At 40.8% G+C, this 16,927-nt stretch carries 17 protein-coding genes, 1 tRNA gene and 2 pseudogenes; 15 read left to right on the top strand and 5 right to left on the bottom strand.

All coding sequences use genetic code 11. The annotated features are described in order from the left end of the window. Window positions 1-594: 594 nt before the first annotated feature. A pseudogene (locus ID47_RS08930) lies at window positions 595-792 on the top strand (aldehyde dehydrogenase family protein); the annotation flags it as partial. Between the two features lie 562 nt (window positions 793-1,354). After that, window positions 1,355-2,287 (top strand): RpiB/LacA/LacB family sugar-phosphate isomerase, encoded by a 933-nt coding sequence (locus ID47_RS12020; protein ID WP_051908789.1) that lies wholly within the window; start codon window positions 1,355-1,357, stop codon window positions 2,285-2,287. Window positions 2,288-2,464: 177 nt separating this feature from the next. Here ID47_RS12020 and ID47_RS08920 read toward each other — a convergent pair whose 3' ends face one another. Continuing rightward, entirely contained in the window at window positions 2,465-2,956 is a 492-nt protein-coding gene (locus tag ID47_RS08920) for a LuxR C-terminal-related transcriptional regulator (RefSeq protein ID WP_038465723.1), read from the bottom strand. A gap of 495 nt (window positions 2,957-3,451) precedes the next feature. Then, window positions 3,452-5,128: a GGDEF domain-containing phosphodiesterase gene (locus ID47_RS08915; RefSeq protein WP_038465721.1), complete on the bottom strand. Its 1,677-nt coding sequence runs from the start codon at window positions 5,126-5,128 to the stop codon at window positions 3,452-3,454. A 98-nt stretch (window positions 5,129-5,226) separates the two neighbouring features. Here ID47_RS08915 and pdxH point away from each other — a divergent pair, with 98 nt between their 5' ends. The 6 genes and pseudogenes from pdxH (at window position 5,227) to ID47_RS08885 (ending at window position 8,625) form a co-directional block, all read left to right on the top strand. Beyond that, on the top strand, window positions 5,227-5,820 hold the full coding sequence (gene pdxH / locus ID47_RS08910; protein WP_038465719.1) for a pyridoxamine 5'-phosphate oxidase: 594 nt from the start codon (window positions 5,227-5,229) through the stop codon (window positions 5,818-5,820). Next, complete coding sequence (locus tag ID47_RS08905) at window positions 5,793-6,698, top strand: cation diffusion facilitator family transporter (RefSeq protein WP_051908788.1); 906 nt, start codon at window positions 5,793-5,795, stop codon at window positions 6,696-6,698. The genes pdxH and ID47_RS08905 overlap by 28 nt, the downstream gene beginning before the upstream one ends. 269 nt (window positions 6,699-6,967) lie before the next feature. After that, a tRNA-Lys gene (locus tag ID47_RS08900) sits at window positions 6,968-7,043 on the top strand. 362 nt (window positions 7,044-7,405) lie between these two features. After that, window positions 7,406-7,609: pseudogene (locus ID47_RS13565) on the top strand (CsbD family protein); the annotation flags it as partial. Further along, window positions 7,598-7,843, top strand: coding sequence for a CsbD family protein (locus ID47_RS08890; protein ID WP_038467535.1), 246 nt, complete (start codon window positions 7,598-7,600; stop codon window positions 7,841-7,843). The pseudogene ID47_RS13565 and the gene ID47_RS08890, both read left to right, overlap by 12 nt. A 365-nt stretch (window positions 7,844-8,208) precedes the next feature. Then, the gene (locus ID47_RS08885) at window positions 8,209-8,625 is read left to right on the top strand and encodes a hypothetical protein (protein WP_038465717.1); all 417 of its coding nucleotides are present in this window, start codon (window positions 8,209-8,211) and stop codon (window positions 8,623-8,625) included. Here ID47_RS08885 and xseA read toward each other — a convergent pair. Beyond that, on the bottom strand, window positions 8,617-9,963 hold the full coding sequence (xseA, locus tag ID47_RS08880; RefSeq protein WP_232223229.1) for an exodeoxyribonuclease VII large subunit: 1,347 nt from the start codon (window positions 9,961-9,963) through the stop codon (window positions 8,617-8,619). The genes ID47_RS08885 and xseA overlap by 9 nt on opposite strands. A 68-nt stretch (window positions 9,964-10,031) precedes the next feature. Here xseA and hemA point away from each other — a divergent pair, with 68 nt between their 5' ends. The 3 genes from hemA (at window position 10,032) to ID47_RS08865 (ending at window position 12,566) form a co-directional block, all read left to right on the top strand. Next, window positions 10,032-11,243 carry a 5-aminolevulinate synthase gene (gene hemA, locus ID47_RS08875; RefSeq protein ID WP_038465714.1) on the top strand — a complete coding sequence of 404 codons (1,212 nt, stop codon included), beginning with the start codon at window positions 10,032-10,034 and terminating at the stop codon, window positions 11,241-11,243. 505 nt (window positions 11,244-11,748) lie between these two features. Further along, complete coding sequence (locus ID47_RS08870) at window positions 11,749-11,952, top strand: hypothetical protein (protein WP_038465712.1); 204 nt, start codon at window positions 11,749-11,751, stop codon at window positions 11,950-11,952. Beyond that, a complete protein-coding gene (locus tag ID47_RS08865) occupies window positions 11,949-12,566 on the top strand; it encodes a hypothetical protein (RefSeq protein ID WP_038465710.1) in 618 nt (205 codons plus the stop codon). Before ID47_RS08870 ends, ID47_RS08865 begins: the two co-directional genes overlap by 4 nt. A 67-nt stretch (window positions 12,567-12,633) precedes the next feature. Here ID47_RS08865 and ID47_RS13305 read toward each other — a convergent pair whose 3' ends face one another. Beyond that, on the bottom strand, window positions 12,634-13,209 hold the full coding sequence (locus ID47_RS13305; protein ID WP_084676002.1) for an ABC transporter ATP-binding protein: 576 nt from the start codon (window positions 13,207-13,209) through the stop codon (window positions 12,634-12,636). Next, on the bottom strand, window positions 13,187-13,327 hold the full coding sequence (locus ID47_RS13965) for a DUF1674 domain-containing protein (RefSeq protein ID WP_075261591.1): 141 nt from the start codon (window positions 13,325-13,327) through the stop codon (window positions 13,187-13,189). Before ID47_RS13965 ends, ID47_RS13305 begins: the two co-directional genes overlap by 23 nt. Before the next feature lie 82 nt (window positions 13,328-13,409). Here ID47_RS13965 and htpX point away from each other — a divergent pair, with 82 nt between their 5' ends. The 4 genes from htpX (at window position 13,410) to ID47_RS13015 (ending at window position 16,903) form a co-directional block, all read left to right on the top strand. Beyond that, entirely contained in the window at window positions 13,410-14,303 is an 894-nt protein-coding gene (gene htpX / locus ID47_RS08855) for a zinc metalloprotease HtpX (protein WP_038465706.1), read from the top strand. Then, entirely contained in the window at window positions 14,300-14,968 is a 669-nt protein-coding gene (gene rpe, locus ID47_RS08850) for a ribulose-phosphate 3-epimerase (protein ID WP_038465704.1), read from the top strand. The genes htpX and rpe overlap by 4 nt, the downstream gene beginning before the upstream one ends. Beyond that, the gene (locus ID47_RS12015; RefSeq protein ID WP_051908787.1) at window positions 14,965-16,536 is read left to right on the top strand and encodes a heparinase II/III family protein; all 1,572 of its coding nucleotides are present in this window, start codon (window positions 14,965-14,967) and stop codon (window positions 16,534-16,536) included. The genes rpe and ID47_RS12015 overlap by 4 nt, the downstream gene beginning before the upstream one ends. A 205-nt stretch (window positions 16,537-16,741) precedes the next feature. Beyond that, a complete protein-coding gene (locus ID47_RS13015; RefSeq protein ID WP_156956721.1) occupies window positions 16,742-16,903 on the top strand; it encodes a hypothetical protein in 162 nt (53 codons plus the stop codon). The last annotated feature ends 24 nt before the right edge of the window (window positions 16,904-16,927 follow it).

Raw genomic sequence — 16,927 nt, 5'->3', positions numbered from 1 at the left:
TAGCCGGAAACAGTTCTAAAGTTTAGTAGAATCCTTCTTATTACTTCCAAAACTTAGAGGTTACTGTAACTTTAGGATTTTATAGTGCAGGATATTCATAGAAGCTAACGCAAGTGCATTTTAACCTCCTCTAGAATGTTTGTTATTAGAAGTAAGTACTACCTCTACTTGCTTGCTTGGCAAAAGAGGGAAAATATTAAAATTTTTCCCTTAAGTTAAATAATATTTAATAAATTTCTAATGGAATATACGTGATAAGACTGGATGGATTGTTCGCTTCATAACTTTTGAGTCTATCTATGACTAAAAGCAAATAGGTAATAAGCAGAACTTATTCTGGAGCTTCTTAGATCCCTGGTATCAAGAATAAAAGTATTAAACGGCATAAGGTATTCGCAGCTCTGTTATTTCTGTAAGGTGATGCTATAGTTCTTGTCAGTGCGGTCTAAAGCCAGGCACATTAAACCATTAGATTTACAAAATTGAGGGAAAGCAGCTTGACCAAGGTTTAGGTTTGTTGAATCATCCGCATATTTTCAATTCTTGGGATAGTTTGTCTTACTGAATAGAAGTTCTTAAATTCTAAGGTTGGACAGTGACTGTGGCATCGCAAATACCAATACTGGTCCCAGTGGTGCTGAAATTGGGGGTGCCTTTGGGGGGGAGAAAGAAACGGGAGGTGGACGTGAATCGGGATCGGATGCCTGGCGATCCTATATGCTCCGGGCAACAAATACAATCAATTATTCCACAACCTTACCATTGGCTCAAGGTATCCAGTTTGAGATTTAGATGATAGAAACCATAGAAGCTATATAGGTTAGTCGCGCCTGCAGTAAAGCGTTGTAAGGGCCTCCGTATTACCCATTTAAAAAGATCTTTTAATGCTGTTAACGATGAAGTTCTTGCAGAATTAGCGCGCAACAGTCCGTCTCTTGAGAAAATCAATCTCAGAGGGTTCTATAAGAAGAATGAAGCCACAGGAAAAGATAATATTACTGACGAAAATATTATTAGTTTGGTCAATAATTGTTCAGAAATTCAGGTGATTGATTTAGCCTGGCAGGAAGATCTCACTGATTAAGGAGAGCCTAGCAATATCGGATCACTGTCCTAACCTGATCTCTATTGACTTAAGTGGATGTAAGAATATCACGGATACCGCTATGCTGCGATTAGAAGAAAATTGCAGATCCTTGAAAAAAATAATAACGTTTAATTGTGTGAAGGTGATAGAAAAATTAGTTACGGCTTTGAGAGGCAGCGGCTGTTTGGTGAAAAGTTATTAACTATAACCTTCTCTAGAGTGATAGCTGTATTAGGTAATTTTTAAAACTGAGTGAGGAACGTAGGAATGGAAAATAAGAAGATTGTTTTTGCGAGTGATTATAAGGGCATAGAGTTAAGAAATTCTCTTAGTCGATATGTACAATCATTAGGTATAGAAGTAAAAGATGCGGGTATTGAGGTCGGATCTTCTCTTGATTATGTTGATGTTACCAAACTGCTTATGAATGAACTTCACAATAATACTAATGCCTTAGGCGTGATCGTTTGTGATAGTGGACAGGGTGTTGCAATTTCTGCCAATCGGTCGAGTCAGATACGGGCCGCCATGTGTCGCACTTCAGACGATGTTATATCTGTTCGCAGCAAACTTAATGCAAATGTCCTTTGTCTCGGCAGTGAATATTCAACTTTTGAAGAGGCAAAAGGGTGTTTAGATGCCTTTATTAAGACCCCCTTTAAAGATGAAAAACATGGAAAATGCGTTGCTAAACTCAATACTAATGCGACAGCGCATCGCTATGATGGTGTTAATATAATTGTACGCGCTATAATTACTTATAAAAATCATATCCTTTTAACGACCGTAACAGAAAGTAATAAAGAGTTCGCCTCTGATCTTTATTTTCTGCCGGGAGGCCACGTTGAGTATAAAGAATCTGCCATTGCAGCCTTGAAAAGAGAACTTAAGGAAGAAATGAATGTCGATGGTTCAAGCCTTAATTTTGCAGGCGCTTTGGAATGTACCTGGGATAGAAAGGGACGAATCTATCACGAATTAAATCTTGTCTATAAAGTGGAAATTCCAGCCTTAGATTTAGATAATCCGCCTAAAGCTGTTGATCATGCCTTCCACCAATTTGTCTGGCGTCCTATTTCAGAAATTGAAAATTATAAAATTCTTCCTCAAAAGCTAATCCCTCTTATTCTTCAAGCGACTAAGTCGCAAGGGCCTAATTCTTTGTTCTTTAGTCAAATGTTAGGAGAAGAGGCCGCTTAACCCTCAATTGATTGAGGGCTTTGTTCATCAGCGTCAAGCATTAAGAAACGCGAGGGAGGCTATTGCAACTTTGCAAAAATCTCTCCCTCCTTCATTAATAGCCCTATTCTTCTTTTCTTGTTTACAGGAGCGAAAAGGCTCAACGAAAGGAACTCAGCCCTTTTTTATAAAGATCAGTTAGTTTATAAGGGTTAACAGTGTCTTATTGGCGACTTCTAATTTTTCTCTTAGATGCGTTAGGTATTCTTCTATTGTATGAGGAGAAAGATTGATTTTTTGGGCAATTTGCTTGGTCGTTAGACCTTTAAGTAATAAAAGAGCACATTCACTTTGACGTTTTGACAAGGAAACAGACAAAGGATCGAGCTTTAAATGAGAATTATTAGTCGGAACCCAAAAGCAATGGGACTTTAATTCTTTCAAAGCTTCGTGCATATCTGAATAAAAATCTTCGATACAGCGAAGAATAATTTCTTTATTATTAAGATAAAAATTATTGATTAATGGATTATTAGCTGACGTAGAAAAGATAAAAAAATCACAGTGAGTATGATATTTCTTGACCACCGTCAAGCCATGGGCATTATTAAAATGATCTTGAAAATATTGATAAATATATTGAGGATCCGGCGGTAAAAAGTCCCACCTATTAAAGGAGGACTGGAGCATTTTAAAAGGTTTTTCAAATAAGCCATATTTATAAAATTATTTTTTAAAATAGCAAACGACATGATCGAAATCATTAACAATATAAAATCTTTCCCCTGTCGGATAGAGACGGTCAAAGGCAATAATCTTCAAATTAGCTTGGCTAGTTAGGGGATGAAAGATGGATTTTATTTTGTCCTGATATGAAAAATAGAGGTAATTAGATATATCCACGATCGTTTGTCTTTGTAAAATAGAGTTACCGTCTCTTTATATAGGGTTCTTGCTTTATCTTTGATGGTACAATCCCTGTTTTTTGTTACCTTTTCAGGGTGTTTCTTTGTCTATATTTTCTAAAATCGTCCTCATGTTATCACTAAAGCTGGAGAACGCTCAACCCTGAAAATGCTATTTTTAATGCATGGTTCGCATGGTTCCCAAACTTTTCGATCTTTTATTGATGTGGATTACCCAGTAAAAAATTTTTAAATAAAGACCTTTTATAAAATCAAGCTTCTAAAACTGGTGGGGTTTAAATTGATTAAGGAACAACTCAAGATTGTCAGCTTTGAGAGGCGGGGAAAACAAATATCCTTGGCCATATTGAGTTCCAATAACCTTAAGCATTTCTAATTGCTCTTTCGTTTCTATTCCTTCAACTAGGGTTTCAATTTTCATGAATTGCGCCAGATTACACATGGCCTGGAGAATCTTGATTTTTTTGTCATTTAAATTCCGGATAAAGGATTGATCAATTTTGATCTTATCGACGGGAAATTGGCTGAGATAATGGAGGGAAGAATAGCCAATACCAAAATCATCGATGGTAATTTTAAAGCCAAGATTTTTTAATTCTTCTAACTGGTAGACAATTGGATCTATATAGTTTAAGTCAAAATCTTCGGTGACTTCAAGGTCAATGTCTGTGGGGGAAATATTATAAAGCTGAGTGGTTTCCATCAAATGATTAATAAGCTTTCCTGAAACAAGCTGTTGGCCCGCAATATTTACTGACATATATAAATTGAGGCCTTGCATCTTCCAGCTTCTTAAGTGATCAAACGCTTGGTGAAAGACGATATCGGCAAGCTCATTCATGCCGTTGATGCGTTCGGCAATAGGCAGGAATTCCACAGGTGAAATTTGCCCCAATGTCGGATGATTCCAGCGAACTAAAGCTTCTACTCCTCGAGGCTGAAGCGTGTTTAAATCGACCAAAGGTTGATAAACAACATTTAGCTTTCTGTCTATTAAAACTTGTTTAAGGTCACTTTCAACTTTGGTTGAAAAGAGCAGGCTGCGTTCTTGTTCTTTACCATAATATTCGATAAACCCATGTCCCTTTCGGTTGGCAACAGACAAGGCAGCGCAGGCTTGATTATAAAGTTCTATAGGATCAACGATTTTATCCTCACTCAAAGCCACACCCATATCGATGCTCATGACAATTCCATAATTGGAAAAGAATTTATTGGTTTCTTGATGAACGTGACGAAGCATTGCGTCAAAATCATCGCGGCAACTCACATCATCAATAATTAATCCTAAATCAGAGGTGCCAAAAGTATAGAGTTTCCAACCTGATGGTAAGTATTCATCTAAAAATTGATAATACTCCTGAAGCAAATACGTCATACTTTTAAGGTGTTTGGGTTCTCGTCCATAGGAGACAAATTTAAACAAAATCAAACCTACCCCATGCTTTAAAACAAAAGCTCGGTTTAAATGGTCTCCGAGAATTTCTATAAAGCTCGACTGAGACAACCTATTATTATAGTCGATTGATTGGGAATAGCTCAACTCATACCGTAAGGATTGCAGTTGCAAACATTTGCTTACCAGCTGCTGAAACCCCTTGGTATCCTCTAGTGTATGAAAAAATATTAACTCTTGTTGAGGTCGAGAGGATTTTTGAGATTGTTCAAATCCCTTTAAACAAATGATAGGGGAATTGTCTGGTAGTAAAGCTAAAATCTCATCCGTTACTTTTTCATTATAAAGAATCAGGTGAATAGGTGATCCTTCGATGGCTGCTTTTCTCATAAATTCATCAATAATTTCCAAAGAAAAAACTGAGTCTATTTTAAATTCTGTATTAATACCAACACCACAGGCCTTCTCTATCCCTTTTAGGGCATCGCGAACCTTCAGGTGATCAGCCAGCTGTGTTGAGTAAGATAAAATACGAATCATGGATACTCCCTATCTCTAGAATAGGGGGAAAGTATTAAGGAATAGCTAATTGCATCTCAGCTTATTTCCTTGTACCATCTTGAAAAGAGGGGGAAGATATGGATATTATTAATCCACCACAAGATCCAATTAGTTTATTTAATGACTGGTTTCAACAAGCCGGTGAAAAAGAAATAAATGATCCCAATGTCATGGCACTTGCTACAGCTGATAAGGAGGGTCGACCCTCTGTTCGTATGGTTCTGCTGAAGGGTATCACCGATGGCAATTTTGTTTTCTTTACTAATTTAGACAGCCGTAAAGGCAATGACTTGAAGGTTAATTGCCATGTGGCTTTATGTTTCCATTGGAAAAGCTTGCGGTTGCAAATTCGAGTGGAGGGGGTTGTTGAGCCCGTCAGTGATGAAGAGGCCAACACTTATTTTGCCACACGTCCCGTCGGCTCACAAATAGGAGCGTGGGCGTCCAAACAATCGCGTCCTTTGGATGATCGCAGTCAATTAGAAGAAGCCTTGGCAGCTTATTCTTTGAAATTTGGGGATGACAATGTACCGCGCCCTTCTCATTGGTCAGGTTTTCGCGTTATTCCTCAAGAAATTGAATTTTGGGAAGAGCAACCTTTCCGTTTGCATAATCGACTTGTATATACACGAAATGGATCCGCATGGAAGACAAAAATGTTGTACCCCTAACCCCCGATTTTTCTTTAGTTAAGCTTGCTTCCAAAGCTGCTATCGGCGCCGCGAGCGTCATGGTTCTTGCCAAGTTTTATGCTTGGTTTCAAACAGGATCACTCAGCCTTCAAGCATCCCTTGTGGATTCTATGCTGGATATTTTAGCCTCTATTCTTAATTTTATAATTATTCGCCAAGCTATTAAACCGGCTGATAAAGAACATCGGTTTGGCCATGGCAAAGCAGAGGCCATTGGTGGACTTGTTCAAACGGCTTTTATTGCAGGATCGGCCGCTTGGCTTATTATTGATGTTGCTCATCGATTGTTTGAACCACAACCTCTTTCCCATGTTGTGCTGGGTAATTCGGTGATGGTGGCCGCCACTATTATAACCGGGGCTTTAATTGTGTTTCAACGGTATGTCGTTAAGCGGACAAAATCTTTGGCTATCAAAGCTGATTCTGTTCACTATGAAACGGATTTTCTAACGAATATCGGTGTTTTAATTAGTTTGAACTTATCCGTCTATTTTGGTTGGTTATGGTTGGATGTGGTGGTAGGCGGTGTTATTGCGGTTTATATTTTTGTAGCTTCTCTTAAAATTGCACTGAGCTCGGTCGATGTGTTGATGGATAAAGAGCTTGATAATGAAACGCGAATCGCTATAAAAAAGATAATTAGTTGTCATCCTCGCATCCATGGGTTTCATGATTTGCGCACCCGCAGTAGTGGCTATCATATGTTTGTTCAATTTCATTTAGATCTCGATAAGAATTTACCTTTGTGGGAGGCTCATCAAATTGGCGAAGAAGTTGAGCAAATGATTATAGAAAAATTTCCCACCGCCGAGGTTATCATTCACCATGATGCCTATAGCCAGCCCAATATAAATTAATCCATTTTCTGGGTATCCTTTTGACGCCTTTTTCTCACTTTTAAAAGGCTTCATTAGGGTCGGCTTGTGCTGGTTTCAAAGCTTGAAAATTCACCCAAAATCTCACCATAAATCTATATCAATTTATACGGGGCGGGCTATATCCTAAAACGCCTTCAAGCTATAGTTTCTAAACGCTGATCTGAGGATGGAATTAAAAAGTTATAAGGGGGAAATTTTTACTGGACAACCCCCTCCATTATTTGTTAGAAAAGACTATCCTCACAAGAGGGCGCTTAGCTCAGTTGGTAGAGCAGCTGACTCTTAATCAGCGGGTCAAAGGTTCGAATCCTTTAGCGCCCACCACAGCTTTTTGAAATAATTTGTTTTCCTAATTTATTTTTAAAAGACTGTCGTGGTCAGCTCCCCATCACTAAAAGAGTTTTTTATACTATACCCACCCTCATTTCCTGAATCTATCGTGGAATTCTAAACTGTGGCTGTTAATGCAGTCTACAGGAATAACGTTTTTAAATTTACCTTATAACAGTGCACCTGAAGCGTTATCTTCAAAGAACGGTTTTTCAACAATAGCCAATGGAGTATCATTAATGAAAAAATCTTTAGTAAAATTAAGTGTTTCAGCCCTGACCATTCTGTCAATGATCACAATAGCACAAGCTGAAAGTGATAAAAAAGAGGCAGGTCATGGTGAGAAGCATGATTTGATGGCTCACTTAAACAAAGATGTCATTATCGGAAATTGGAAGCAACTTAAAGGTAAGATTCAGCAAAAATGGGCAAATATTACGGATGATGATATTCTTAAGATGAAAGGTTCAGCTGTTGAATTAGAAGGAAAACTTCAAGAAAGGCATGGCTATAGTAAAGAACAAGCCCAAAAAGAAGTTAAAGAATTTTTGGAACAAAATCCAGACACTCCTCGTAAAGACGTGCTGATTGGGAATTGGAAGCAATTTAAAGGAAAAGTACAGCAAAAATGGGCTAAGCTCACGGATGATGAGGTCCTAAAAATGAAAGGTTCAGCTATTGAACTGGAAGGAAAGCTTCAGGAGAAATATGGCTATAGTAAAGAACAAGCCCAAAAAGAAGTTCATGACTTTTTAGAAGCTCATAAAACTGAACTGGGCGCAGATTCTAAATAATATTTTTAATATTTCTATTTAGAATTAAAAGCTCCTGGATGATGATTGTTCAGGAGCTTTTTTTGTTTTTGACTTTTTGAGTAATGGGCTTATTAATTTAAGCAGAGTGAGAAGCGTAAAGTAAAAGCAAAATGTAAGGATTATATGTTACATTTGTTCCATGTTAGCGGCAACCATAATCAAGTAAACTGCAAGGGTGGCGGCGGCACTGATTGCGAAATTGAGTTCCATTCCCATTATGAGGTCTCCTAATTAAAGAGCAGCGTTGCTGTTCTTCTTTAATGTGGGTAAAATGATCGGCACATGCAACATAAAATTTACCCTTACTTAAGGTAACACAAAATATAATTATAAGAAAGGTACCCATGCTTAATAAAACTCGTTGTTTTCTTTTTATTATCCTCTCCGTTCTAGTGGGCGCGATTGCATTTCTAATTTATCATAAATACCAAGCTAATAGTGTGTTAGAATTTTACACCCATGAACAGGTATTGCAACATACTAAAAAGGCTAAGCATATCCCTTTAATTGAGGAGTTATATCGCTTGGGGGATCAGATCGCCTCTGTTAAAGATCTAAAGTCAAAAGATATCAAAGATCCTGAACAGAAAAAGACTCATATTTTGTTGAGCAAGATTTGTAAGGATTCCTGTTTGCCTTTCCGGTGTCGTATTGATCCAGGCTTAGGCCATGCTTGCCGTATTAATTGTCCAGCTCGTAAGGTTAAGTTTTGTGTGACAAGCTTAAAGCCCTTGCCAAAAGATAAAACAGACTTAGAATAAGCGGGGTTGTTGGGGGGCAGGTTTTGCTCCCCGTGATTTTGGACGGGCCGGGTGGACACCTGTTTTGATGACTTCAACTGTGCCATCGGCAAAAGTAAGATGAACAGGCGTATCAGGAAAAGTTTTTGCCGCCGTGATAGGGGCGCCCTTAGGATTAGTGATCAAGGCAAAGCCCCGTTCTAAAACCTTATGGAAACTGGCTTGTTCCAAACGGGTTGATAATTGGGCTAGGCGTTCTTCACTGATTTCGAGCACCTCATGGGGGCGCCGCAAGCGACTATAAGTCATTCCTAACCGTTCTTGGAGATTTTGACAAAATTGAGGGAGAGCTCGCGTCAATCGGTCCGCCCAATCATCCAAACGTTGCATTCCATCTTCAAGAAGGCGCTGCGGATTAACAAGCCCCCGCTCGAGTGCTGATAGACGCAGTTGCCGGTTGTCAATGAGTTGCCGCATCACATCCTGTTGACGTCGGTCCCGATCTTGTAAATAAGTCAGTAAATCTAACAGCACAGGAACGGCGAATTCTGCGGCTCCGGTCGGTGTGGGGGCTCTCAGGTCAGCTGCATAATCAATTAAAGTTGTATCCGTTTCATGGCCGATTGCCGAGATGAGTGGTAGGCGACTTTCCGCGGCGGCGCGCACAACAATTTCCTCGTTAAAGGCCCACAAATCCTCTAAACTACCGCCACCTCGAGCAACAATTAAAACATCGGGTGGATGGGGAAGGGCATTAAAGCCTTTGATGGCGGCAGCAACTTGCTCAGCTGCTCCCGGCCCTTGTACCAGGACGGGCCAAACGATAACATGACAAGGAAAGCGGTCCTCAATGCGATGCAAAATATCGCGGATCACGGCCCCGGTGGGTGACGTAATAACGCCAATGGTTTGGGGGAAGGATGGGATTTTTTTCTTCCGGTCGGATGCAAATAATCCTTCAGCCTGTAATTGGCGTTTGCGGTCCTCCAGAAGTTTTAACAAAGCACCTTGGCCAGAGGCTTCATAGCTTTCCACAATCATTTGATATTTCGATCGAGCCGGATAGGTTGTCACGCGGCCGGTTGCAATAATTTCTAAACCTTCTTCCAATTGAATCGGATTATTAGAATAAGAGCCCCGCCAGGAAACCGCATCAATAACGGCATTTTCATCTTTCAAAGCATAGTAAATATGCCCCGAGGTGTGGCGCTTAAGGCCGGAAATTTCACCCTTAATGCGCACAAAGCCAAATTGATCCTCAACCGTCCTTTTAAGGGCAACGGACAAGTCGCTGACTGTCAGGACAGGCATTAAAGGACTTTGAGTAAGAGGTGGTAAGTTTTCCGTCAACCGCGTCACCTTGTCGTTATGTTTTTCAGAGAATATGATTTATAGTGTTATTATATAGCTTCATACACAAGAAACAAATGGATTACGATAACTTTTTTGATAGCTATCTCTGCTCTCTTAAGGCAGAGGGCAGATACCGTGTGTTTATTAACTTAGAACGTATTGTGGGAGCAGCGCCCAAGGCTCTTTGGCATCATGATAATACGGTTGATGAAGTCGTTGTCTGGTGCAGTAATGATTATTTGGCTTTAAGCCAAAATCCACAAGTTGTGGATGCCATGGTGTCGGCTGCTAAAATCTATGGAGCTGGGTCTGGCGGGACGCGTAATATTTCGGGCACAGCAAATCCCCATGTCCTTTTAGAGCAAGCCATTGCTGATTTTCACGGTAAAGAGGCGGGATTAATTTTTTCATCAGGGTATGTGGCCAATGATACATCTATTTGCACACTTGCCACGAGTTTGCCGGGATGTGTTGTTTTAAGTGATGAGAAAAATCACGCTTCTATGATTCAAGGAATTCGCAATAGTCGTGCTGAGAAATTTATCTTTCGCCATAATGATATGGCTGATTTAGAATCTAAGCTCCAACAAATTCCCCTCAGTAAACCAAAGCTGATTGTCTTTACAGCTGTTTATTCGATGGATGGGGATATGGCGCCCGCTGTTGAAATCTTTGCGTTAGCCAAGAAATATAACGCTTTAACATTTATTGATGAAGTCCATGCGGTGGGGCTTTATGGTGCCACCGGCGCGGGGGTTTCAGAATTACTTGGCTTGCAAGACCAGATAGACATTATTCAAGGTAATTTTGCCAAAGGGTTTGGTGTGGTGGGCGGTTATATAAGCGGTAAACGCAATCTTGTGGATTTTGTCCGCAGTGCGGCGTCCGGTTTTATTTTTACAACCTCTATGCCACCGGCCAATGCAGCAGCTATCTTGCGCTCTATGGAACTTGTGCGGGACGGTCAAGGCTTGCGCGATCAATTCTGGCAGCAGGTTAATTATTTCAAGCAACAAATCGCCAAAACCAACCTGCCCTACCGAGAAACCCAAGGACACATTATCCCCGTGGTGGTGGGTGATGCGGCCTTATGTAAAGAGATATGCGACCGGCTATTATATGAGGACAAAATTTATATTCAGCCGATTAATTATCCGACCGTACCCGTAGGGCAAGAGCGCTTGCGCATTACAATTACGCCGGCTCATACCCATGAGCATATTGATCAGCTGTTGACGGCCTTACAACGTGTCTATAAGGATTACCAATTAAGCCAGGCTGCTTAAGTCAATGTCGAGCTTATTTGGTTCTATGCGGCATATAGTCTCTAGTGAAAATAGTTGAATCAAAAACTGCTTTAACTACCTCCTTCTTAGGGTAGAATATTATATAGCATAAATTTTTCCTTTAATATTTTTTATGAGAATCTCTGCTATTTTTTAGCCATTGACGAATTAAAGATAGTATATATCTCAGTTAAGATCGCACTCTACGCAGTAGTGCTTAGGCAATAGTGTTTGGGCCTTACCTTAGAAGTAATGGATAAAATTTAAAAAAGTTGCGATCTTTAAATACTATATAGAGCGTATAAGAAGCCTATTATACTTAAGATTAAATAAAACTACTTTCTCTCCTCTCTTAAAAGATAAACCAAAAGAATTAAGGGTATGTATAAAAGAGGATGTATATGGTGAGCTGGATATTATCTCTGGTCGGCATATATGCAAATATTGCAGAGGAACGTTTTACTTTTCTCAACAAAGTATTCTTAGTAGATTAAAGAGTGTCTTATTGGAAGAAGGAATTAGTATTCGAAAGAATGAGCGTCCGTATGGTGGGCTCATTGAACAAGCAGCTGTTCGTTTGAAGCTAAAAGAGCCTTTGCCTGATACCTTAATAATAAATTTTTTAGGGGAGGTAAATCTGAGTATTTTAGCAACAGCTGGTATCAGCATAAAAAATGACTTAATGGGAAAAATGGAGAAGACAAAATGAAGATAAAGAATATAAATGTTTCCTTTATTATTGGCAGCTTAACCTTTTACGGTCTCCTTACAAGTGTTGGTTGGACTCACGATCAATGTGGAATTAAAGAATTACATCATCATGGACGGGCAACGGTTTGCTTAGGATATGGACCACAATTAAGTAAGGAACAATTGGCTCACTTTTTTGATGAGCATTTGGAAAAAAATACAAAAATTATGTACTTTAATGCACAGGAAAACTTGAATGATAACCATTTGGAAGTGCTGTCCAAGTCTAAGCAAGCAGCGACTGTAATTGAATTAGACTTAATGAGAACGAAGGTGACATATGATGGTATTGCTTCCCTATGGCGCTCTCCAATTCTCGGAAGCGTTCGGGATGATGAAGCGGTTTATGAAAAATATTATAATTTGCCGGTTTCGGTGATAAAAGTTGAAATAGGCCATACCCCTGCTTTAAAGAGTTATAAGGAATTCCTCCGAAAAGGTAAAAAGATTTTCCCCCTTCCGTTGCGTAAAGATTTTGAAATAACTTACCGCGGTTATACCGGTGAAAGCAGCGAAGCAGTCGAAGGTTTCAAAGAGATTGTTCTGCTGAATCATGGTAAAGAGATAAAATAAATTATCAGGCTTTGTTTTAAGAAAACAGATGAACTCGACCTTATCCTTAAGTTCGTTTCTCTTCCCTTTAACTCAGCCAAATTTCCTGGTCCTTAGGATTGCTTATAGTCTCATGACTGGTTTGCAGAATAGATCCGCCTCGGTCGATATGACCTTGCATGAGCGTCAGAAAATAAGTTTGAGCCTGCTTGTCTAAATGTTCAAAAGGTTCATCCATAATCCACAAGGAATGAGGTGAAAAGATAAACTGGCACAAAGCAACCTGACGTTTCAGCCCGGCTGACAGATGATGAAGAGGAAGATCTAATAAGTGATCCACAGGCGTGGCTTGCAGGGGTACTTTAAAATGATTGGCCACAAAGGCTAACTGATCGCTTACCGTCATAGATTCTCTAAATCCATTCTGATGGCCTAAATAACAAAAATCAGGACAGTCAATCGATCCCTGATGAAGAGGAACCAAACCCACAATTGCTTTTAACAAAGTAGATTTGCCACTCCCATTCCGTCCTCGCAGCACTATCCATTGGCTTGCTGAGAGAGAGAGAGAGAAATTGCTTAAAATAGGTTTATCCCCTCTTAACAAGGAAATTTCCTTAATCACGAGATGGTTCACTGTATCAGAAATCAATGCAACGTCCATTCTTTTCCCAATCGCCAAACCTCGTCGGTGAGGTGTTTTCTGTAGTTGCTTCTTCCGAGGACTGTTGATCCGATTCTGGATTTTTATTTTCTGGGGCATTAACCTTCGTCTCAGGCATGGGAATCCTTAACATTTCGTGAAATATTTGCTATTCTAATTTAAAAGTATATTCCTGTTTTTGAGAGACATCCAGGCACAAAATGCATAATCATACGAGAACGTTTATTCTGATTGCAGTTATTGCTGCACTTTTTGTTGGGGTTGGCCATTTAATAGGTGGCTCGCAGGGTGCCTTAATGGCTTTTTTGCTGGCTGGCGCTCTCAATTTTTATGCTTACTGGAATTCGGATAAAATTGTTTTGCGACTGTACAATGCTCAAGAGGTTGCTCCTCACGCACAACCGGATTTTTATCGAATTGTTCAGACGTTGGCGCAACAGGCCAACTTACCCATGCCGCGGGTTTATATCATTGATTCTCCTCAACCGAATGCCTTTGCAACGGGGCGTAATCCTCAGAATGCTGCTGTAGCGGCGACAACAGGCTTGCTGCAGCTTCTGGACTCGCGTCAGATTTCGGGTGTTATGGCGCATGAGTTGGCTCACATTGCCAATCGTGATACGCTGACCATGACGCTTACTGCAACGCTTGCGGGTGCCATCGGTTATTTGGCCCAATTGCCATTTTTATTTGGCGGGCATCATCGAGAAGGAGAGCAACGGTCGCACGGCATTATCGTGCATCTCGTGGTAATGGTGCTGGCGCCGTTGGCAGCAATGCTAGTACAAATGGCAATTTCTCGAACTCGGGAATATTCGGCCGATGAACTGGGATCAAAAATTTCTGGGGATCCGATGGCCCTCGCTGGAGCTCTAGAACAAATTGACGCCGCTGCTCACCGGGTTGATAATCAGGTGGCGGAAGAAAATCCTGCGACGGCGCATATGTTCATTATTAATCCCCTCAGTGCAGGGGGTGTTGATAATCTCTTTTCAACCCATCCGAAAACTGAAAATCGTGTGCGCCGATTAGCAGCCCTAGCGCAAGAGCAGAGTAATCAAACAATTATCAGACGCCGAGGACCATGGGGATGATGTCATCAATTAAAATTTCACCTTCTATTTTATCGGCGGATATTTTGAATTTAGGCGACGAGGTTACAAGCGTGGCTCAGTCGGGTGCCGACGGGCTTCATGTGGATGTTATGGATGGACGTTATGTCCCCAATATCACCTATGGACCAAATTTGGTGGCAGCCTTACGGCGAGTAACGGACTTACCCCTGGATGTCCATTTAATGATCACACCGGCCCAACCTCATCTCAAAGCCTTTGCACAGGCGGGAGCAAGCATTATAACCATTCATCCAGATGCGGATGTGCATACTCATCGCCTGCTTGGTGAAATTAGAAGCTATGGGGTAAAGGCGGGGGTGGCCCTTAATCCAGGTGTTCCAGCCTCATCGATTGAACCCTTACTTCCCTTTATTGATCTTATTTTAATTATGACGGTCAATCCAGGCTTTGGAGGACAAAGTTATATTTCTGAGATGACGGATAAAATTCGTCAAGTTCGCCGATTAATCGATCACAGTGGCCGCGATATTGAACTTGAGGTTGATGGCGGGATTAATGCTGAGACAGCAAAACAAGCGATTGAGGCGGGGGCAACTGCCTTGGTCGCGGGGGCTGCTATTTTTGCGACAAAGGATAACGACTATGCGGCAACTATTGCTCAGTTGCGGGGGGACAGACCATGAGCGCTTATCTTCATCTTCAGCAATGGCCTGTAGATCCTGAGAAAACATCTGTGTTGCATGCTGTGAATCAAAAAATTCGCTTGGTTTGGCAGAATAACCCTTTATATTCCCTTAGTTTGAGTGGGCGCGGCACACCGAACCTTAAGTTAATCCCATCGGATTCTTGGCCGGGAAGTTTGACTGAAGGACGGCAAATTATCGAAGGTAAATTTGTTTTAGGCAGCGAATCTACTCTGCTTCAGCATTTATGGTATCCCAAGCATTTGTCTAATGCAGCCTTGGCTGAACTCCATAGTTTTGAATGGTTGCGCAATTTGCGGGCGCATGGCGAGAATATTGCCCGCCGCACAGCGCGTCAATTGATCCTCAATTGGATTGATCGCAATCAGAATTGGCAAACCTTGGCTTGGCGTCCTGATATTATTGGGAATCGTCTTAGCAATTGGATTGGCCTTTATGACTTCTTTTGCGCCAGTGCGGATGAGGCTTTCCGCTATCAATTTTTTAAAAGTCTCTATCGCCAAGCCCGTCATTTAAGCCGATGCTGGATGGATGCGCCTACCTCGGCCCAGAAACTTTATGCCTTGCACGGATTGATTCATGTCATTATCTGTTTAGAGCATGAGAAACATAGACTTCCAGGTCTATTGAACCATCTTGATAAGCTGGTGAGTAGGCAAATTTTTGCTGACGGAGGACACTGTAGCCGTTCCCCGATTCTGCAACTTATGGTTTTGCGTTTGCTCATTGATCTGAAAGCCCTATTGCGCCAGGCAGGTATTACCTTACCTAACTCTGTCAATCATGCGATCCAAATAATGGCTCCTTTAGTGCGATTGTTCCGTCACACGGATGGAGGAATTGCTTGTTTTGGCCCCTATCAGAAAATTAGTCCTAATTTAGTTGATATGGTTTTAACGTTGTCGGATGTGCGAGGCAGGCCGCCTCAACAGGCCAATGAAATGGGTTATGAACGGGCCACCGCAAAAACAGGGTTAATCTTGTTCAATAAAACCCCCACCTTATTGCGCTCTCCCTGCAATAATATCGAAGAAGGAACGGGAATATTTAATTTTGAATGGAGTTCTGCAAAACGTCGGATTATCACCTACGCGGATGTGGTATTGCAGTCTGATCGCGGCTTATATGCACAAGCTTTAAAATCGTCCCACGGTCATTTGCAGGTTCGCAATAAAACCCATATTGAGGGAGCGTTAATTGAAGGGGACTATCAAAGTCACCACCCAACCTGGAGCTTTGCTCAAGCCCGCAGCCTTTATTTAAATAACAAAGAATTAGATTTCAGAGGCGAAGAAGTCGTTTTATCTCACTTACCCGCCATGTTTGCTTTGCGGTTTGTTTTCCATCCTGATTTGCGCGTTACGCATCATGGTAAAAAAATATATATAGAGACACCTGATGGTCAACGCTGGGCCTTTATGAGCAACTGTACAGATATGCATATTGAGCAATTAGATACTAGCTATCCCGCCCAAATGCTCCTTGTCATGGGGCACCTCAAAGCTAATAAAACTAAGAAGATTCGTTGGGCTTTCTGGGGCGATTAATCATTAATAAATCCTTAACCATAGAGTTAAGGATTTATTAACCATATCAGCTTCATTCTAAAAATATATCAGGGTCGAAAAAGGTCTATTTGTTCCTACACTATGCTTGAGAACTCGGGAATTCTTGGGGGCAAGGGGGATACTAAACCGTGTTTATCAAGATAATGTCGATCTGATTTATTTTTACAATTAGAGGAGGCCATGGATGAGTGACTTTGTTAAAACCCGTTTTTTCTTTATTATGCTAATGATTTCCCTATCAATAGCCCAAGGGTTGGTTGTTCATGCAAGTCAAAAGGCATCCTGTAAGTTTGAACGCGCCTTGCCTAACATTCTAAGTCTCGATATCTGGGCCTCTCATCCTTAGGTTTAATAAGTTGCTTTCTAAAAA

Source organism: Candidatus Paracaedibacter acanthamoebae (assembly GCF_000742835.1).
GTDB lineage: Bacteria > Pseudomonadota > Alphaproteobacteria > Paracaedibacterales > Paracaedibacteraceae > Paracaedibacter > Paracaedibacter acanthamoebae.
The sequence above is the reverse complement of the archived record's forward strand: the minus strand, read 5'-3'. Positions and strand labels throughout refer to the sequence as shown.